General features: G+C 61.3%; 15 protein-coding genes. 5 read left to right on the plus strand and 10 right to left on the minus strand.

Going from position 1 to position 19,838, the window contains the following annotated elements:
- Positions 1 to 2 precede the first annotated feature (2 nt).
- From rraA to ACH6CX_RS01140, 3 genes are all read left to right on the plus strand, one after another.
- Positions 3 to 482: a ribonuclease E activity regulator RraA gene (rraA, locus tag ACH6CX_RS01130; protein WP_396674365.1), complete on the plus strand. Its 480-nt coding sequence runs from the start codon at positions 3 to 5 to the stop codon at positions 480 to 482.
- 313 nt (positions 483 to 795) lie between these two features.
- A complete protein-coding gene (locus ACH6CX_RS01135; protein ID WP_232942412.1) occupies positions 796 to 3,039 on the plus strand; it encodes an acyl-CoA dehydrogenase in 2,244 nt (747 codons plus the stop codon).
- Between the two features lie 48 nt (positions 3,040 to 3,087).
- Complete coding sequence (locus ACH6CX_RS01140; RefSeq protein ID WP_396674367.1) at positions 3,088 to 5,313, plus strand: acetyl-CoA hydrolase/transferase C-terminal domain-containing protein; 2,226 nt, start codon at positions 3,088 to 3,090, stop codon at positions 5,311 to 5,313.
- 56 nt (positions 5,314 to 5,369) lie between these two features.
- On the opposite strand, the gene aceA is transcribed toward ACH6CX_RS01140, so the two are convergent.
- Positions 5,370 to 6,704 carry an isocitrate lyase gene (aceA, locus tag ACH6CX_RS01145; protein WP_232942416.1) on the minus strand — a complete coding sequence of 445 codons (1,335 nt, stop codon included), beginning with the start codon at positions 6,702 to 6,704 and terminating at the stop codon, positions 5,370 to 5,372.
- Positions 6,705 to 7,214: 510 nt separating this feature from the next.
- Entirely contained in the window at positions 7,215 to 8,813 is a 1,599-nt protein-coding gene (locus ACH6CX_RS01150; protein ID WP_232942418.1) for an isocitrate lyase, read from the minus strand.
- Between the two features lie 115 nt (positions 8,814 to 8,928).
- Between ACH6CX_RS01150 and ACH6CX_RS01155 the strand changes: the two genes are divergently transcribed.
- Positions 8,929 to 9,864, plus strand: coding sequence for a LysR family transcriptional regulator (locus ACH6CX_RS01155; RefSeq protein ID WP_232942420.1), 936 nt, complete (start codon positions 8,929 to 8,931; stop codon positions 9,862 to 9,864).
- Positions 9,865 to 9,942: 78 nt separating this feature from the next.
- Here ACH6CX_RS01155 and ACH6CX_RS01160 read toward each other — a convergent pair whose 3' ends face one another.
- The gene (locus ACH6CX_RS01160) at positions 9,943 to 11,058 is read right to left on the minus strand and encodes a cyanophycinase (RefSeq protein WP_396674370.1); all 1,116 of its coding nucleotides are present in this window, start codon (positions 11,056 to 11,058) and stop codon (positions 9,943 to 9,945) included.
- A gap of 335 nt (positions 11,059 to 11,393) precedes the next feature.
- Here ACH6CX_RS01160 and ACH6CX_RS01165 point away from each other — a divergent pair, with 335 nt between their 5' ends.
- Complete coding sequence (locus ACH6CX_RS01165) at positions 11,394 to 13,571, plus strand: malate synthase G (protein WP_232942423.1); 2,178 nt, start codon at positions 11,394 to 11,396, stop codon at positions 13,569 to 13,571.
- 138 nt (positions 13,572 to 13,709) lie between these two features.
- On the opposite strand, the gene ACH6CX_RS01170 is transcribed toward ACH6CX_RS01165, so the two are convergent.
- From ACH6CX_RS01170 to ACH6CX_RS01200, 7 genes are all read right to left on the minus strand, one after another.
- Positions 13,710 to 14,234, minus strand: coding sequence for a hypothetical protein (locus ACH6CX_RS01170; RefSeq protein ID WP_396674372.1), 525 nt, complete (start codon positions 14,232 to 14,234; stop codon positions 13,710 to 13,712).
- Positions 14,227 to 14,646, minus strand: a complete 420-nt coding sequence (locus ACH6CX_RS01175) for a GNAT family N-acetyltransferase (protein WP_237061433.1) — start codon at positions 14,644 to 14,646, stop codon at positions 14,227 to 14,229. The genes ACH6CX_RS01170 and ACH6CX_RS01175 overlap by 8 nt, the downstream gene beginning before the upstream one ends.
- Before the next feature lie 19 nt (positions 14,647 to 14,665).
- On the minus strand, positions 14,666 to 15,832 hold the full coding sequence (locus tag ACH6CX_RS01180; protein WP_396674374.1) for a cupin domain-containing protein: 1,167 nt from the start codon (positions 15,830 to 15,832) through the stop codon (positions 14,666 to 14,668).
- 10 nt (positions 15,833 to 15,842) lie between these two features.
- Positions 15,843 to 17,216: an adenylosuccinate lyase gene (gene purB, locus ACH6CX_RS01185; protein WP_232942431.1), complete on the minus strand. Its 1,374-nt coding sequence runs from the start codon at positions 17,214 to 17,216 to the stop codon at positions 15,843 to 15,845.
- A gap of 15 nt (positions 17,217 to 17,231) precedes the next feature.
- Positions 17,232 to 17,867, minus strand: coding sequence for a high frequency lysogenization protein HflD (gene hflD, locus ACH6CX_RS01190; RefSeq protein WP_396674376.1), 636 nt, complete (start codon positions 17,865 to 17,867; stop codon positions 17,232 to 17,234).
- 80 nt (positions 17,868 to 17,947) lie between these two features.
- Positions 17,948 to 19,084, minus strand: a complete 1,137-nt coding sequence (gene mnmA, locus ACH6CX_RS01195; protein WP_237061435.1) for a tRNA 2-thiouridine(34) synthase MnmA — start codon at positions 19,082 to 19,084, stop codon at positions 17,948 to 17,950.
- A 106-nt stretch (positions 19,085 to 19,190) separates the two neighbouring features.
- Entirely contained in the window at positions 19,191 to 19,778 is a 588-nt protein-coding gene (locus ACH6CX_RS01200; protein ID WP_232942437.1) for a pseudouridine synthase, read from the minus strand.
- Positions 19,779 to 19,838: the final 60 nt, after the last annotated feature.

Here is a 19,838-nt window from a genome sequence, read left to right on the forward strand (position 1 = left end):
TTGTGAAAATTTCCACACCGGACCTTTGTGATGAACATGGAGATGGGCTTCAGGTACTGGAGCCCATGATGGTGAACTACGGTGGACGTGAATGTTTCGGCGGCCGAATCGTCACCATCAAGTGCTTCGAGGACAATTCCCTGGTGCGGGAGCTGGTGGCGGAGCCGGGACGTGGGCAGGTGCTGGTGGTCGACGCTGGCGGATCCATGCGCAGGGCCTGTCTTGGCGACCAGCTGGCAGAGAAAGCCGTGGTCAATGGCTGGGAGGGCATATTGATGTATGGCTGTATCCGCGATGTGGATGAGATTGGCGGGCTGGACCTGGGTGTGCAGGCACTCGGTGCACATCCGATGAAGACCGAGAAAAAGGGAATCGGTGAACGGGACCTTCCGGTGACATTCGGCGGTGTTACATTTACGCCGGGTGAGTTCGTTTATGCGGATAACAACGGTGTGATTGTGAGTGCTGGAGCACTTCTGTAATAGCTTGTTTGCGGCCAGCTTTGCTGGCACCTGATCTGTTATTTGACCCCTGGCGTAGCATTCCCTAGCCTGACTCATGGCTGGGGATGGTTGTGCCCGGGGGATGTTTTCCCCCAACTGGCCTTGAGCGGCCTTATCCCCGGGAGGACGCTGATGTCTGTCGTCCTTCGTCGTCGAAATAAGTGTCAAATGTGTTAGGCCGCGGACCTCCGCTGCGATGCAATGCGCCCCGGTCGCCTATCATGTGAGCTGACACCGTCATGCATACGCGGGGGCTTTCAGTGCCCGCCCATCCAGCACCCGGAAGGAAACAATGAGCGACCTGCGAAAAAAATGGTTCACCGGCCCACTGTTAAACCTGATTAAAAAAGTTCTCCCGCCCATCTCCGAAACCGAGCGTGAGGCCATGGAAGCGGGCGAAGTGTGGTGGGATGCGGAACTGCTGTCCGGCAAGCCCAACTGGGACGAACTCCTGAGCATGGGGCCACCGAAACTTACCGAGGAAGAACAGGCTTTTCTCGATGGCCCGACTGAAGAGCTCTGCCAGATGGTGGACGACTGGCAGATCAGCTTCGAGGACCGCGACATTCCCGACGAGGTCTGGGAGTTCCTGAAGAAAGAGCGCTTTTTCGGCATCATTATTCCCAAGGAATATGGCGGTCTCGGTTTCTCGCCTACGGCCCATGCCGAGATTGTCACCAAGATCTCTACCCGCAGCACTACTGTGGGCGTCACCGTAATGGTCCCCAACTCCCTCGGCCCCGGTGAGCTGCTGATGGCACACGGTACCGAGGAGCAGAAGGATTATTTTCTGCCGCGCCTGGCCGACGGCCGGGAACTCCCGTGTTTCGGCCTGACAGGTGTGGAGGCCGGATCTGACGCCGCCTCGATGACCGACCGCGGGGTGGTCTGTTACGGCGAATACAATGGTGAGAAGACGCTGGGGATGCGCGTCAACTGGCACAAGCGTTACATTACGCTGGCGCCGGTGGCAACGATCCTGGGACTTGCCTTTAAGCTTTATGATCCCGATCACCTCCTGGGAGACGAGGAGGAGCTGGGGATCACCGTGGCCCTGGTACCCACCGATACCGAGGGTGTCACCATTGGCCAGCGCCACCTGCCGGCCATGCAGGCATTCCAGAATGGACCCAACTGGGGCAAGGATGTCTTTATCCCCATGGAGTGGATTATTGGCGGGCAGGAGAATGTGGGGCGCGGCTGGCACATGCTGATGAGCGCCCTGGCTGCGGGTCGCGGTATTTCCCTGCCGTCACTCTCTACCGGTGGCGCGAAGATGTCTGCACGCCTCACCGGTGCCTATGCGCGGGTGAGGGAGCAGTTCGGCATCCCGATCGGCAAGTTCGAGGGTGTACAGCACCGCCTGGCCGAGATCGCGAGCATCGCCTACGTGCTGGATTCCGCCCACAAGACCACCACCCGCGCCCTGGACGAGGGGCTCAAGCCCGCGGTCGTTTCGGCAATCATGAAGGCCCACGCTACCTACGGGCTGCGCAATGCCATCAATGACGCGATGGATATCCATGCGGGCAAGGCGATCATGGACGGACCGCTTAACTATATCGGCAATGTCTACCGGGCCGTGCCGGTGGCCATTACCGTGGAAGGGGCCAACATCCTGACGCGCAGCCTGATGATCTTCGGCCAGGGAGCCATCCGCTGCCATCCCTACCTGCTGGACGAGATGCTTGCGGCGGAAAATGAGGATACGGAAGCCGGCACGGAAGAGCTGGACGAGCTGTTGCCCAAGCACGCCTGGTTCCAGGTCAAGACGCTGGCCCGGGGCTTTTTCCATGGCTGGACCGTCGGCCTGTTTGCCAGCAGCCCGCGCGGCGTGGGCGCGGCGGCCAAGTACTATCGACAGCTGAACCGCTATTCCGCCATCCTGACCCTGGCTACTGAAATATCCCTGATGTCCCTGGGCGGCGAGTTGAAGCGCAAGGAGCTGATCTCTGCGCGCCTCGGTGATGTGCTCAGCCAGCTCTACCTGCTCAGCTCGACACTGAAGCGATTCAAGGACGACGGCAGCCCGGAGGCAGACAGGCCGTTGCTGGAATTCTCCATGCGCGCCGGTCTCCACAAGATTGAGGTCAGCCTGATGGAGGTCTACCAGAATTTCCCCCGTCGTTTCCTCGGCCACCTGATGCATTTCCTCACCATGCCCTGGGGCCACAGCGTGCATACCGCATCAGACCGCCAGGCCCGGGCCTGCGCCGAGCTCCTGATGGAGCCGTCCGAGACCCGGGACCGGCTTACCCGGGGAGTCTTCCTGGGTAACCCGGGAGACGGCGTGGACATCATGGAACAGGCTTTCAACAAAGTTTGTGCGACCCAGGAAGCCCGCGACAAGATGAAGAAAGCCGGGCTGCGGCAATTGAACGCAGACTGTATCGACAAGGCGCTGGAGAAGAAGGTGATCAGCGAAGAAGAGGCCAGCGCATTGCAGGAAGCCGCCGAAGCGGTCAACCTGGCAATTCAGGTGGATCACTTCGACCACCTCAGCCCCTGCGGCGACAAGGCGAAGCACGAGGAGTAAATCCGCACCCCGCCCGTAAACCGGGCGGGGCAGGGCAGGAGCAATTCCGTGGAGAAAGAAACACGGCGCCTAGACTGCGCCGAGGCCTGCGTCGATGCAGTGCTGGAAAAAGTGGGCAAACGAATCGTGCTGGGCCTGCCGCTGGGTATCGGCAAGGCCAACCACTTTGCCAATGCCCTGTATGCCAGGGCTGCCGCAGACCGGTCCATTTCCCTGACGATTTTTACTGCCCTGACCCTGGAGCGTCCCCGGGGCAAGGGGGAAATCCAGCGGCGCTTTATCCAGCCGCTGCTGGACCGCCTCTACAACCATTACCAGGATCTCGCTTTCACAGATCCCCGCCACCGTGGCCAGTTGCCGCCCAACATAGAAGTCTGCGAGTTTTTTATGCAGCCCGGGGCCTACGTGCACAACGCCACGGCGCAGCAGAGTTACGTCAGCTCCAACTATACCCATGTGACCCGCGACCTCTTCGACCGTGGGGTGAACGTGGTTGCGCAAATGGTGGCCCCGGATCCGGACGGTTCTGGAGGCGCGTACAGCCTGAGCAGCAATCCCGACCTGACTCTGCCAATACTGCGGGAGGCGGCGGCACGGAAGGACTATGAGCTCTACATGCTCGGTGAGGTCAATCCGCAGCTGCCCTTTATGCCCGGTGACTCGGTGCTGGAGGCCGGTGATTTCGATTTTCTGCTGGAAGGGGATGCCTTTGATACCCCGCTGTTCTGCGCGCCCACCACGCCGGTGAACTTTACCGAGTACAGCCTGGGATTCCACGTGGCCAGCCTGGTACCCGATGGCGGAACCCTGCAAGTGGGGATCGGCGCAATCGGTGATGCTGTCTGCCATGCGCTGCGCCTGCGCCATGAACACAATGATCTCTACCGGGGCATCCTGCAGGACCTGACCTCGGACGACTCGCTGCAATATCGCCAGCGCCTGCCCATGGAGACCGGGACCTTTGACCGGGGGCTGTACGGCGCCAGCGAGATGGTTCCACCCGGGTTCCTGCACCTGCGCCGCGAGGGGATACTGACCCGGGAGGTGTACCCGGATGCCAGCCTGCAGTCCCTGCTGGACAGCGGAGCGGTAGAAGCGATTGCCGATGAGCAGCTGCTGCTGGCGCTCAGGGACTGCGGCAGGATCAGCTGCCCGTTGACGCAGGCGGACACTGAATTCCTGCAGTCCATTGGTGCCATCGATCCCAGTTACAGCTGGCGTGGTCACAGGCTGCTGAGCCCGGAAGGCGAGGAGGAGGAGAGCGATCTCCATAGTGCGCATGGCCGGCGGCGGCTGCTGGGTAGCCGTGCAGGACAGAAGCTACGCGGCGGCACCTGGCTTCACGGCGGTTTTTACCTGGGCCCGTCTTCCATGTATGCGGAACTTCGCCAGATGCCGGAAGACGAGCTTGCCGGCATCAATATGACCGCAATCGATTTCATCAATGATCTGCTGGGCGACACCGAGCTTAAAATTGCACAGCGGCAACAGGCGCGTTTCGTCAATGCAGCGATGATGGTAACCCTGAATGGGGCAGTGGTTTCCGATGGGCTGGCGGACGCCCAGGTGGTGAGTGGTGTGGGCGGCCAATATAATTTTGTTGCCCAGGCGCACCAGCTACCAGGTGGCCGTTCTGCAATCGCCCTGGCCAGCACCCGGGAAAGTCATGGCGAAACACGCAGTAATATCGTCTGGGAATACCCCCACTGTACCATTCCCCGGCATCTCCGCGATATTGTGGTCACCGAGTATGGCGTTGCTGACCTGCGGGGGAAAAGCGACCGCGACGTGATTGCCGCAATGCTGGCCATCTGCGATTCACGCTTCCAGGAAGAGTTGCTGGAAAAGGCCAGGTCGGCCGGCAAGATCGAGGCCGACTTCACCATTCCGCTGGAGTTTACGGAAAACACCCCTGAGCGTATCCGCGCGGCCTATAACACTGACGAGCGGCTGGCGCAGTTGCCTTATTTTCCACTGGGGACCGATTTCACGGAGGAAGAAGCCCTGTTGGCAGTGGCCCTGGGGCGGCTCAAAGTGCACAGCAAGAAATGGTGGAAGGTCGTGCCCCTGGCGCTGGCCGGGCGGGGCGCCTCTGCGGACCGCTCAAAGGAGGCGGACTACATCCACCGGTGCCTGGAGCGGATGGCATTCGAGGATACGGATACCTTCGAACATCGCCTCGAGGGTTACCTGGTTGCCGGGGCCCTGCGTCGCTTTGTGGACTTGCGCCGACCGCTGACTGTGGATGAGCCGCCCCAGGGCAGTGATGCATAAGAAAGGGCCGCAGGGCGGCCCGGAAAGTGAGTGAAATGATATTTTCAGCACGGGGCTTACTTGAACTGGTCTTCCTCGGTGGAGCCGGTCAGCGCGGTTACTGAGGACTGCCCGCCCTGGATGACATTGGTCATGTCATCGAAGTAGCCGGTACCCACCTCCTGCTGGTGCGCGACAAAGGTATAGCCTTTATCGGCGTCGGCAAACTCCTTCTCCTGCAGGCGCACATAGGCAGACATGTCTTCACGGGCATAGTCGTAAGCCAGGTTGAACATGCTATTCCACATGTTGTGGATGCCGGCCAGGGTGATGAACTGGAATTTGTACCCCATGGCCGACAGTTCCCGCTGGAACCTGGCGATGGTGTCGTCGTCCAGGTTTTTTCTCCAGTTGAAGGAGGGCGAGCAGTTATAGGACAGCAACTGGTCCGGGTAATCCTTGCGGATCGCCTCGGCAAATTTCTTCGCCTCCTCCAGGTTCGGGGTGGCGGTTTCACACCACAGCAGGTCGGCATAGGGTGCATAGGAGAGGCCGCGGGCTATGGCCTGGTCGATACCGGCCTTGACCCGGTAGAAACCCTCGGCGGTGCGTTCCCCGGTCAGGAAGGGCGCATCGCGCTCGTCGTGGTCGGATGTCATCAGGTCCGCGGCATTGGCGTCCGTACGGGCCAGGACAATAGTGGGAACCCCCTCAATATCTGTCGCCAGGCGTGCTGCTACCAGCTTCTGTATGGCCTCCTGGGTCGGCACCAGGACTTTGCCGCCCATGTGGCCACACTTCTTCACGGAAGCCAGCTGGTCTTCAAAGTGCACGCCGGAGGCGCCGGCACGGATCATGTTCTTCATCAGCTCAAAGGCGTTCAGGACGCCGCCAAAACCCGCTTCGGCATCGGCGACAATCGGCGCGAAATAGTCGATATAGCCGTCGTCCCCGGGATTCTTGCCGGTCTTCCACTGAATCTGGTCAGCGCGCTCGAAGGCATTGTTGATGCGGCGCACCACGGTGGGGACCGAGTCAACGGCGTACAGGGACTGGTCCGGGTACATGGTCTCCGAGCTGTTGGCGTCGGCGGCTACCTGCCAGCCTGACAGGTAGATGGCCTGGACGCCGGCCTTCACCTGCTGTACCGCCTGGCCGCCGGTCAGGGCGCCCATGGCATTGACAAAGTCCTTTTCCGGGCGGAAATCCGGCCGACCACCCTCGTTGATCAGCTTCCAGAGCCGCTCCGCGCCACGCCGGGCGATGGTGTTCTCCCGCTTGATGGAGCCCCGCAGGCGTACCACATCTTCGGCGCTGTAGGTGCGCTCAACACCTTTCCAGCGGGGGTTCTCCGCCCAGTCTTTCTCGATGGCCGCGATTTCGGCCTTGCGGTCATAGTTGCCGGTAGTCATCGGTTGCTTTCCCTCGAAATGGTGGCTGCGAATTAGGTATTGAGCATCTGGCGCCGGGACGGCCCGGCTGGCCAGTCTCCATGGTCTCTGTCGCGCCGTCGCCCGGCACCCGGCTGCGCTCCTGGCGCAGGGTGCTTCCTCATGAGCAGAGGCCCGGACTTGCCTGCGCCTTGCTGATACCGCTCAGCCACTGCATGTCGCCGGGAGGATTGAGCAGGGCAAACTTGAGCAGGTAACAGCCAGAATTAAAGACCAGAACACGGCCTGGCGTGGCCATAGCTTCCGCCAGATAGGCACTGTCCTCCCATAAGGCTAGTCGAATCTGGCGCGATATCCCCCCGATTCGGGCAGGCAAACACAAAAGGCCGCTGCTGTGGCCTGGTTCCCGGAGAAGGCCGGTTTTTCACCATCCATAAAAAAGGGGCCACCAAGTGGCCCCAAAAGTGAGTGAATAAGCTGCAGCAGTTGGCAGTATCTGGGCCTGCCAGGGCTGCTGCCTGATGACAGCGCTTAGCTGAACTGGTTCATGGTGTTGTCTTTACCTGCTGCCTTGAGGGCAGCTTCACCGGCAAAGTATTCCTTGTGATCGTCACCCATGTCGGAGCCCGCCATGTTCTGGTGTTTGACGCAGGCGATACCCTGGCGAATTTCCTTGCGCTGCACGCCTTCCACGTAACCCAGCATGCCTTTTTCACCGAAGTACTCCTTCGCCAGGTTGTCGGTAGACAGCGCGGCAGTGTGGTAGGTCGGCAGGGTGATCAGGTGGTGGAAGATACCGGCTTCACGGGCTGCATCTGCCTGGAAGGTACGGATCTTGTCGTCGGCCTCGCGGGACAATTCGGTATCGTCGTATTCCGCACTCATCAGGTTTTCGCGGTTGTAGGCAGAAACGTCCTTGCCTTCCTCCTGCCAGGCGTCGAACACTTGCTGGCGGAAGTTCAGGGTCCAGTTGAACGACGGGCTGTTGTTGTAAACGAGCTTCGCGTTCGGCACCTGCTTGCGGATTTCGTCCATCATGCCGCCGATCTGGCCGACATGGGGCTTCTCGGTTTCAATCCAGATCAGGTCAGCGCCGTTCTGCAGGGATGTCACGCTGTCGAGGATACAGCGGGCCTCGCCAGTACCCTGGCGGAACTGGAACAGGTTGGAGGCCAGGCGCTTCGGACGCAGCAGCTTGCCGTCGCGGTTGATGATTACATCGCCGTTGGCCAGGTCGCCCGCGGCCACTTCCTCGCAATCCAGGAAGGAGTTGTACTGGTCACCCAGGTCGCCCGGTTCCTTGGTCACCGCGATCTGCTTGGTCAGGCCGGCGCCGAGGGAATCGGTACGGGCGACGATCACGCCGTCCTCTACACCCAGTTCCAGGAACGCGTAGCGTACCGCGCGGATCTTGGCCAGGAACTCTTCATGGGGAACGGTTACTTTGCCGTCCTGGTGGCCACACTGCTTCTCGTCGGAAACCTGGTTTTCGATCTGGATACAGCAGGCACCGGCTTCAATCATTTTCTTGGCCAGCAGGTAAGTCGCTTCCGCGTTGCCGAAACCGGCATCGATGTCGGCAATGATCGGGACAACGTGAGTCACGTGATTGTCGATCTTGTCGATAATCGCTTTCTCGCCGTCCTTGTCGCCGGCCTCACGGGCAGCATCCAGCTCGCGGAACAGGCCGCCCAGCTCACGGGCGTCAGCCTGGCGCAGGAAGGTGTACAGCTCTTCGATCAGGGCCGCGACGGAAGTCTTTTCATGCATGGATTGGTCGGGCAGGGGGCCAAATTCACTGCGCAGTGCTGCGACCATCCAGCCGGACAGGTACAGGTAACGGCGATCGGTGTTGCCTTCAAAGTGCTTCTTGATGGAAATCATTTTCTGCTGGCCGATAAAGCCATGCCAGCAACCCAGTGACTGGGTGTACTTGGTGCAATCCTTGTCGTAAGCCTCCATGTCCTTACGCATGATATTGGCGGTGTACCTGGCGATCTCGAGGCCGTTCTGGAATTTGTTCTGGAGACGCATACGTGCCACGGATTCCGGGTTAATGGCATCCCAGGAGCTGCCATTGGCTTTACGGAGCTTGGCTGCCGCTTCGATTTCTTGCGAGTAAGTAGACATTGGCTTTGTTTCCTCGAAAAGAGATGACTGCGATTTGTTGTTGCATATGCTAGAGGCCTTGGCATAATTTGGCTAATTTATTGCCATTATTTTCACTATCAGTCAGATAAATACTATGAGCCTGGAAAGAGCCGACCTGAACCTGCTGGTCTACCTGGATGTGCTGTTGCGGGAGCGCAATGTCACCCGCGCCGCCAATTACCTGGGGCTGTCGCAGCCCGCCATGAGCAACGGCCTCAAGCGACTGCGGGAGCTGTTTGATGACCCGCTGCTGGTCCGCACCCGCGAGGGCATGATGCCCACCGAGCGGGCGCTGGAACTGCAGCCGATGGTGCGGGAAGCTCTGGCGTCCATCGACCGGGTAATCCAGCCCAACCGCGACTTCAAGCCTGACGGCGCCCGCCGGACCTTCCGCATCATGGCCAGCGATTACGCCGAGTCCACGCTGATCCCGCCGCTGCTGCGGCGCCTGCGGGACCAGGCGCCGGGCATCAGCCTGGACATCATGACGCCCAGTGACGTCAGCTTTGTCGACGTGGAGCAGGGCAAGGTGGATATGGTGATCAACCGCTTTGACAGCATGCCCCAGAGCTTCCACCAGGCCACCGTGTGGCGGGACAGCTTCTCCTGCGTAATGCGGGCAGATAACCCCATCCTGGAGGACTACACCCTGCAGTCGTACCTGAAGGCGCAGCACATCTGGGTCAGCAAGACTGGTATGGGTGTTGGCGTGGGGGTCAATCCCGAGGATGTGCAGCGCCTGGGCTGGGTCGACGAGGCCATCGGGCGCCAGGGGGAGAAACGCGATATCTCCGTGTTTACCCGCCACTACCAGGTTGCCATGCTGCTGGCGGAGCAGAGCGACCTGATTGTGACGGTGCCCACCCGGCTGGCGCAGCTGGCCAGCGACAACCCCCGGATCGCGCGCCGCGAGCCGCCACTGGATATCCCCCCACTGGAGCTGAAGATGGCCTGGAGCCCGCTGCTGCAGCAGAGTGCGCCGCATCGGTGGCTGCGGCGGCTGATCCTGGATATCGGGCGGCAGCTATAGGGCGCAGTCGCCAGCCTCGCCACTTATCCCCGGGGCATCGGAGCTACGAGCGCCCGGGCCGGCCTGGAGGCTGGCGCTTCAGCAGCCGGTCTGGCAGTTGAAGTTGTCGTAGCCGGAAGTGGTATACCAGCTGCTGTTGCTACCGCCAGAGCCGCTCCAGTTACTGAGGTCGAAGCTGCCATGGCCGTCCGCGTCGCCCTGGATCCTGTAGACCGTAGCGGCCTGGCCACCGTTGTCCCAGACCAGGGGGGCGCCAGCGGTGATGCGCTCAGGAAAACTGTTGGGCTCCATGAAATAGGCCGCGCCTTCCCCGTAGACTGTGGCCACACCGTTGCCGTCCAGGGCGACGAAGGTCGCTTCCTCCAGCCCGATGGCTCGTGCGCCCAGGGTGCTCCGGTCCTGGACGCTGCGGGCCAGGAACCCGAATGTGCGTCCATGGCGCGTCTCAGCCTTGCGGCCATTTCCGGTGACCCGGTCCAGGTGGGTGTCGGTGATCACGCCGGCGAGTTGCGGGTGCAAGAGGAAATCGCCGTGATTGATGTCCTGGGTGTTGGCGTGATACGGGTCGTCGAGGATTTCCTTCGACAGGACGCCCAGGTTGGCAGGCGCATAGTAAGACTGGCCGAGAACGGCCAGGCCCGCGCTGGTGCCGGCGATCGGCGCCCGCTTCACGTTCAGGTGGTCATTGAGGGCATCTTCGACCAGGGTATCCTTCCAGAAGTCTTCATACTCATTCTGGTCGCCCCCGGCGATAAAAATGATCTCGGCATTCTGGATGTATGAAACCAGGGAGGGATCGTTGGCGGAGTTCCTGTCGTCGATTGAAAGCTCTGCCGCCGAGCCCAGGTCCGGGCCGAAAGTGTCGCACATCCAGTCTGCCTGGCCACCAGTACCGCCGGTGCGTAGTACGAGGTAGTCACCGCCGCGGGCGTGGTCAACCAGCCATTGGGTAGCGGCGATCTCGCCGGTGGCCCCGGCCTCAGCACCCCCGATGAGTAGTGAGGCCCGGGAAACGGAAGTGCTGTTGTCGGGCGTACCGCAGGCCTGGTAATACTCGGAGCTGCCACCGCCACCACCGCCGCCACCTCCACCGCCGTTTCCGCCACCGCCATCGTGGGGCGGCTTGGCCCAGGCGCCGGCGGCCATCAGGGCTACCATCGCAGCGATTGTCACTTGCTTCTTGCCTTGGTTCATAGAGGTACCTTTCTTATCAAGTTATTTTAAGTTTGCCTTCTCTCGCGCGGCGGCCGTGTATGGCCGTCCTCCTCCGGTGGTCTTTGCTCCCCTGCACCGCAGGGATGCATGACCGGATCGAGAAGAAGCTAGCATTAGGGAGTGGGAAGGAGTGGCGCCCATCCACACGGGGGAAAAAATTCGACAGAATGGGGCGAAAATTTAACAGTACGCCGGTAGCCCATTCTCACTGGAATTCACATCATGAATAGCGGGCATATGGTCAATAAATTAGTGTTATGTGGGTGTGACTGTTTAGAATATGCCATCGCCATTAACCCGCAGGAGGCCTGGAAATGACGGAGCGAGTGAAAGTCGGGACGATGTTGGTAGCCAGGGAGCTTCAACAACTGATTGACGAGGAAGTGATCCCGGATACGGGAGTCGAAGCTGGCCATTTCTGGGCCGAGCTTGAAAAAATAGTCCGGGACCTGGCACCGGTTAACCGCTCCCTGCTCGACAAGCGCGACAGAATCCAGGAGCAGATCGACCAGTGGTACACCGACAATCCCGGCGCTTACCGGGACCTCGATCGGTATAAAGAATTCCTCCGCGAAATCGGCTACCTGGTCGCTGAGCCCGCTGATTTCAGTGCCGCTACCGAGAACGTGGACGAGGAAATCGCAACCATGGCCGGACCACAGCTGGTGGTGCCGGTAATGAACGCGCGCTATGCCCTCAATGCCGCAAATGCACGCTGGGGAAGCCTGTACGATGCCCTGTATGGCACCGATGTAATCAGCGAAGAGGGTGGGGCAGAGAAAGGTACAGGCTATAACCCGGTGCGGGGCGAGAAGGTGATTGCCTTTGGCCGGGAGTTCCTCGACCAGGCGGCACCACTCACCGAGGGCAGCCACCGCGATGCAGTGGAATACCGGATTAATGGGAACCTGGTTGAGGTTCTGTTACGCAACGGTGATATCGCCACGCTCAAGAGCCGCGGCCAGTTCCTTGGCTTTAACGGCGATGCCAACACTCCCGATGCCATCCTGCTGCAGCAGAATGGCCTGCGCTTTGAAATCCAGGTTGACCGGGACAGCCCGATCGGCAAGACAGATGCCGCGGGCGTGAAAGATATCCTGATGGAATCGGCACTGACCACCATCATGGATTGCGAAGATTCCGTCGCAGCAGTGGACGCCGAAGACAAGGTTGTGGTGTACCGCAACTGGCTGGGCCTGATGAAAGGCAACCTTGAGGAGTCCATCGACAAGGGCGGCAAGACCTTTGTCCGCAAGTTGAACGCAGACCGCGAATACAAGGCGCGGGATGGCAGCAGCTTCACCCTGCCCGGGCGCAGTCTGATGTTTGTTCGCAATGTCGGCCACCTGATGACGAACGATGCGATCCTCGATGGTGATGGCAATGAGGTGCCTGAGGGGATCCTGGACGGCATGATCACCAGCCTGATCGCGCTGCACGATATCCGCGGCAGCGGGGAGCAGAAGAATTCCCGCAGCGGCAGCATCTATATCGTCAAGCCGAAGATGCACGGCCCGGAGGAAGTGGCTTTTGCCAACACCCTGTTCGACCGTATCGAAGATGCCCTGGGCCTGGAGCGCAATACACTGAAAATGGGCATCATGGACGAGGAGCGCCGCACTACCGTCAACCTCAAGGCCTGTATTGCAGCCGCGCGGGAGCGAGTGGTATTTATCAACACTGGCTTCCTCGACCGTACCGGGGACGAAATCCATACCTCCATGCTGGCTGGCCCGATGATCCGCAAGGGCGACATGAAGCAGTCCACCTGGATCAATGCCTATGAAGACTGGAACGTGGATGTAGGCCTTGCTACCGGCCTCAAGGGGCGAGCGCAAATCGGCAAGGGCATGTGGCCCATGCCCGAGAAGATGGCGGCCATGATGGAGGCCAAGATTGGCCACCCCATGTCTGGAGCCAATACTGCCTGGGTGCCATCGCCCACCGCCGCGACGCTGCACGCCCTGCATTACCACCGGGTGAATGTGGCCGAGCGCCAGGAACTGCTGGCGGCGCGCGAGCCGGCCAGTCTGGACGATATCCTCACGGTGCCGGTGGCAGAGGATACCGGCTGGAGCGCCGAAGAGATCCAGCGCGAACTGGATAACAATGCCCAGGGCATCCTTGGTTACGTGGTGCGCTGGGTGGAGCAGGGCGTGGGTTGTTCCAAGGTGCCGGATATCAACGATGTCGGGCTGATGGAAGATCGCGCTACCCTGCGTATTTCCTCACAGCATATTGCCAACTGGCTCAAGCAGGGCATTGTCAGCGAGGCGCAGGTCCGGGAAACCATGGAGCGGATGGCAGCGGTGGTTGACCGGCAGAATGCCGGTGACGACAACTACCGCAATATGGCCCCGGACTTTGACCAGAGCGTGGCATTCCAGGCGGCCTGTGAACTGGTGTTCGAGGGCTGTGCACAGCCCAATGGTTACACCGAGCCGGTATTGCATCGTCGCCGCCGGGAGTTCAAGTCCAGGCAGCGCGCCTGATAACCCCGGCTTTTTCCTGCCCGGATGCACCGGCTGCGGCCGGTGTGGGCGGGGACGGTGAAAGCTCTGCAGTAAAAACGGGGGCTGACGTCCAGGGATGGGCATCGGGCAGGCCACCGTCCTGTTATCCCGCACCAGTCAGAGAAACAGCCTGCGCAGGGCGGGATCCTCTGATGCCTGTTCCCACTGCTGCTGGAATGTTTCTGCGAGCCGGCGGGCACGCACCCGGTCATCCGCCGCGTAAACCCCAAGCCATTGTTCGCGATCCTCGCGCAGCAATACGTCCCGGGTGTCACCGAGCACAAATTCCATCTGCGGTGTTTCCGCCGTGGCATTGATGCAACGTAACTGGATGCGGCTGCTGAGTCGTTGCGCCAGGTTGTGGGTGCGGTTGAATTCTCGGGCGAGCCTGTCACTGTCCCGCACCAGGATCTGCAGCTGGGCATAGCGGCTGCGTCGGGCAAATTCGGAGATAGCCCCGGCCACCAGGTGGTCGCTGTAGAGCTCGTGTGCCAGGTGGCCAGAGAAAATAAACACGCGGCGACGGGCGCCCTGCAGCAGCTCGACCAGAGCAGTGCGGAAATCGCCGGCGTTTTCCAGCGGCCTGGCAGCTACAGTGGGTCCCGCTTCGCTGTTAGGTTCTTCCGTGTCGCGGTCAGGCAAGTGTCCGCTCCATCCGGATGTGTGCGATGCCCGCTTCCTCGAACTCTTCACCGACGGGGACAAACCCGGCCTTGCGGTAAAACGCCTCGGCATGGCGCTGGGCATGCAGGTAGACCTTCGGCAGGCCGTTGCCCCGCGCAAAAGTGCAGATGCTCTGCAGCAGCCTCAGGCCCAGCCCGGTGCCCCGCAACTCCGGCAGGATCGCCATGCGACCGATCTTCCCGGCCGGCAGAATCCGGCCGGTCCCTACGGGAACGCCATCCTGCAGCACCAGGAAATGCTGGGCGGCATCTTCCTGGTCGTCCCACTCGATAGCAGGGTCTACGCCCTGCTCACGAATAAACACGGCGTCGCGGATTGCGCGCAGGTGCTCCCGGTCGCTATCCCAGTCGGCGGTGCGGATTTCCAGCATTGTTTCCCCGTTTGCCACTTCAGAAGTCCTCCGGCGGATAGATCAGCGTACCCTGGGCCACCAGCAGGTCGACCAGACCGTCCACGCTGCCGATTTCGGGGAAATTGTCAATATCTCCCTGGTCGACCTGGTGGCTCGAACAGAAGCGCTCGGCAAAGGCCAGCGGTGCCGGGAATGACTCCCCATCGACGTACAGCGTTTCCGGGTCGCGGCAGAAGGCGCAGCGTGAGGCCGGGTTGAGTACCAGCATGGCGCCATCGGGCAGCTGTTCGCGCCAGTCGGTGGCTTCACCGGCATCCAGCGCGACCGTATCCGGGTACTTGGCTTCAGTCATCACCGCGCCGAACCACTGGGCAATATTCTGCGGCTGCAGCAGCCACTCCGCCAGCTGCCCCTGCAGGCGTGCCACTGCGGCGGGATCAATTTCAGCCGGCACTGTCGCGGGCTTGAGGCCGGGGTCCGAGTAGCGCAGGTGGTCCGGCAGGGCGTGGGCCAGCTCCGCCGCCAGGTCCTCGAGAATGGTTTTTGCGGACGGGGCACGGAAACCGATGGAGATGGTGGTGCAACCGCCTTCGGCGATACCCCAGTGGCTGTACTGCGGTGGCAGGTACAGCATGTCACCGGGCTCCAGCAGCCAGCTGTTTTCCGGTTCGAATTCCCTGAGGATATTCAACGGCGTTCCCTCGACGCGGGGGCTCTGGTCGTCCACGCGCGGGCCCTGGTGCCAGAGGCGCTTTCCCTCAGCCTGTAGCAGGAAGACATCGTAGTAATCGAAGTGGGGGCCCACGCTGCCCTGGTCGGCGGCGTAGCTGATCATCACGTCGTCCAGTCGCCAGTCGGGCAGGAACTGGAAGTATTCCTTCAGGTCCGCCACCTCCGACATCCACTGGTCCACCGCCTGTACCAGCAGGGTCCAGTGACTGCGGGGCAGGGAGAGGAAGTCCTCCTCGGTGAACGGTCCATTGCGCAGCTGCCAGGGACCCTCGTCACCGTGCTCCAGCACCAGCCGCGACTCTACGGACTCCTCCAGCGCCATCCCCGCCAGCTCCTCTCCGGTGATTGGCGGCTCGAAATCGGGGAAGGCATTGCGAATCAGCAGCGGTTTCTGCTGCCAGTAATCGCGCAGGAACTCCGCCACCGGCATCTCGCCGAGATGGGTGAGCGGCCGGGGCAGGGAAGTGGTCACAGCAGGCTCCTCAGATCTTCTTCGCCTGGGCGACGGCGTTGCCGATATAGCCGGCCGGCGTCAGCTCGTGCAGGGACTGCCTGGCTTCCTCGGGGATCTCCAGCTTGTCGATAAACGCCTTGAGGGTCTCACGGTTGATACCCTGGCCGCGGGTCAGCGCCTTGAGCTTCTCGTAGGGTTCCTCGATGTTGTAGCGGCGCATTACCGTCTGGATCGGTTCTGCCAGGACCTCCCACGCGTTGTCCAGGTCTTCCTCGAGGCGGGCCGGGTTGATCTCCAGCTTGCCCAGGCCCTTGAGGGTGGCGGCGTAGGCAATGGCTGCGTAGCCCGCACCCACACCCATATTGCGCAGTACGGTAGAGTCGGTCAGGTCGCGCTGCCAGCGGGAAATCGGGAGTTTTGCCGCCAGGTGCTGGAATACCGCATTGGCCAGGCCCAGGTTGCCCTCGGAGTTCTCGAAGTCGATGGGGTTGACCTTGTGCGGCATGGTGGAGGAGCCCACTTCGCCGGCGACGACTTTCTGCTTGAAATAGCCCAGGGAGATATAGCCCCAGATATCCCGGTCGAAGTCGATCAGGATGGTATTGAAGCGGCAGACTGCATCGAACAGTTCGGCAATGTAGTCGTGCGGTTCGATCTGGGTGGTGTAGGGGTTCCAGGACAGGCCCAGCGAGGTCACAAACTGTTCGGCATTGGCTTCCCAGTCGATTTCCGGGTAGGCGGAGAGGTGGGCGTTGTAGTTACCCACGGCACCGTTGATCTTGCCCAGCAGCTCCACCTCATGGATCTGTTTCAGCTGGCGGCGCAGGCGCGCCACCACGTTTGCCAGCTCCTTGCCCACGGTGGTGGGGCTGGCGGTCTGGCCGTGGGTGCGGGAGAGCATCGGGACGTCGGCGAAGTCCTGGGCCAGTTCGGCCACCTTGCTGACGATCTGGTTCATCGCGGGGAGCAACACCTGGTCGCGGCCGGCGCGCAGCATCAACGCGTGGGAGAGATTATTGATATCCTCAGAAGTACAGGCGAAATGCACGAATTCGCTGACCTGGGCCAGCTCCTCATTGCCGGCGATCTTGTCCTTGAGGAAATATTCCACCGCTTTTACGTCGTGGTTGGTGGTGCGCTCGATTTCCTTGATGCGTTCAGCGTCTTCCACCGAGAACCTGGCAATGATGTCGTCGAGTAACTGGTCAGTGGCAGCACTGAAAGCCGGGACCTCGGCGATTTCATCGTGGCGTGACAGCTGTTGCAGCCAGCGCACTTCAACTTCAACCCGCGCGCGAATCAGGCCGTATTCACTGAAGATGTCGCGCAGGGCCGCGGTCTTGCTTTCGTAGCGGCCGTCGATCGGTGAGACCGCGGTCAGCGCGGATAACTCGACTGTCATGATATTTCTCCGAAATTACATATTGGCTTGTTCAAGTTCCGCGATCAGTTGCTCGGTCGCGGCCAGCAGCTTCTTGCGCTGGAAAATCAGGTGCAGCCTGCTGCCGCCAAGCTGGCGCCACAGGGTCGCGGCGCGCACGCCGGCAAACAGCATGGTGCGAATCTCGTTGGCAATTCGCTGTTGCTGCAGGAAATTGAAATCGCCCAGTACCTGGATACGGAAACGGAAAGTGCTCAGGGTGTCCGTATAGATGCTCGCCAGGTTGGAAAACACGTTCTCGTGAGTCAGGCTGAAATGCTCGGCCTGTACCCGCGCCTTGTCCAGGCGGCTGCCAATGATGGCGAGCAGGTCCTGTTTCTTGGCCAGCTGTCGCTGCAGGTACAGTATGGACAGGGCATAGCGCAGGCAGTCGGTATATTCCGGATGCTGGCGTGTCCGCAGCAACTGGCTGGAGACCCGCAGTCCGGGCAGGAGCTTGTCGGCGCCGTCGAATATATCGTCGGCCCGATCGGGGTTGACCTGGAACAGGCTGTAAACCGCCGTCTGCAGCTGCTCATCGGGGGCACTGCCGGTTTTCGCCAGGCGCTCTACGAGCATGGATGCCTGGAATATCCCCGCCAGGGCAATTGCCTGGTCCCGCCACTTGCTCAAGTTCTCTCCTTAGACTGCTCTGTACTGTTGGCGATCGCCATGGCGACCGCACTCCAACGTTGCTTGCTGCTCCCCGGGGCTTACCGGTATTTCTCCGGCACTCGCTCGCCGACGCCGGTGGCGCGCTCGATCACGGCACCGCCGAGGCAGATATCGCCATCGTAAAGCACCAGGGACTGGCCTGGGGTGATAGCCCGCTGGGGCTCATCGAAACTGACGTCCAGCTCACCATTTTCCAGGACCCGGACGTTGCAGTCCTGGTCCGGCTGGCGATAGCGGGTCTTGGCCCGGGCCCGGAACTGCTCACCGGGCGCGCTGCCGTTGATCCAGTGCGTCTGGGAGGCGTGCAGCCCGGTTCCATAGAGCAGGGGATGGTGCGCTCCCTGGGCCACGATCAACACATTGCGCTCCAGGTCCTTGCCCACCACGTACCAGGGGGCATCGCCGCCACCCTTGACGCCGCCGATACCCAGCCCCTGGCGCTGGCCGATGGTGTGGTACATCAGGCCGGCATGGCGTCCCATAACCTCACCCTCCGGCGTTTCCATATCCCCGGGCTGGGCCGGCAGGTATTGCTCCAGGAAGTCCTTGAAGCGTCGTTCGCCGATAAAGCAGATGCCGGTGCTGTCTTTCTTGTCGTGGGTTACAAAGCCGTTCTCTTCCGCGATCTGGCGCACCTCAGGCTTCTCCAGCTCGCCCAGTGGAAACAGCGAGCGGGCGAACTCTTCCTCGCCCACAGCGTGGAGGAAGTAGCTCTGGTCCTTGTTGGCATCCAGGCCCTTCAGCAGGTAGGTGTGGCCGTCGATGTCCCGGCGGCGGGCGTAATGGCCCGTGGCGATGGCGTCGGCGCCCAGCATCTCCGCGTACTCCAGGAAGACCTTGAACTTGATCTCCCGGTTGCAGAGGATGTCCGGGTTGGGTGTGCGGCCCGCGCGGTACTCCGAGAGGAAGTACTCGAACACGTGATCCCAGTACTCGGCGGCGAAGTTTGCGGTATGCAGCTTGATGCCCAGGCGCGCGGCCACGGCCTCGGCATCGGCGAGGTCGGCCTTGGCCGTACAGTATTCGGTACCGTCGTCCTCATCCCAGTTCTTCATGAAGAGGCCCTCAACCTGGTAGCCCTGCTGCAGAAGCAGGAGGGCGGCCACGGATGAGTCTACCCCGCCGGACATGCCGACGATGACGCGCTGGGGCTGTTTGACTGTAGATTCAGGCATGCTGGATGGGACTGGCTGTTACTGCTTGAAAAAGGGGCGCAATTTTAACCGCGAAAAGCCGCTGTGGCCATGTTTGGGTTGTTCTACCCTTATAGCCGGCCATCCTTCAGCGGCGGCGGGGTCGTCTTGCCGCCGGTGCCGCAACCGGTGCGGCGAATACCTCTTCCTGGCGGTGCTCGCCCGGCTGCAGTGTCCCCAGTTGCCAGCTGCCGATGGCCGTGCGGACCAGGCGCAGGGTCGGGTGCCCCACGGCAGCGGTCATGCGCCGCACCTGCCGGTTGCGTCCCTCGCGGATGGTCAGTTCGAGCCAGCTGGTGGGGACCGACTTGCGTTCGCGTACCGGTGGGTTCCGCGGCCACAGGTCCGGCGGGTCCAGTCGCCGCGCGCGAGCCGGGGCGGTGCGACCGTCCTTCAGTTCGACACCGCGGCGCAGGGCCGACAGGGCCTCGGCACCGATATCGCCCTCCACCTGTACCCAGTAAGTCTTCGGCAGCTTCTGGCGCGGGTGGGCGATCTGGTGCTGCAGGCGCCCGTCATCGGTGAGCAGCAGTAGCCCCTCGGAATCGAAGTCGAGCCGGCCTGCGGCGTAGACCCCCTTGCGACGGATGAAATCCGCCAGGGTGGGGCGGCCCCGCTCGTCCGTGAACTGGCTCAAAACGCCGTAGGGTTTGTTAAAAAGGATGATGTTGCTCATAAGCCGGTTTAAATGAGTATTGTAATCCAACTACAAAAATGAGTGGATACTGATATAATC

Origin of the sequence: Microbulbifer sp. JSM ZJ756, assembly GCF_044383805.1 — a bacterium.
Classification (GTDB): Bacteria; Pseudomonadota; Gammaproteobacteria; order Pseudomonadales; family Cellvibrionaceae; genus Microbulbifer; species Microbulbifer zhoushanensis.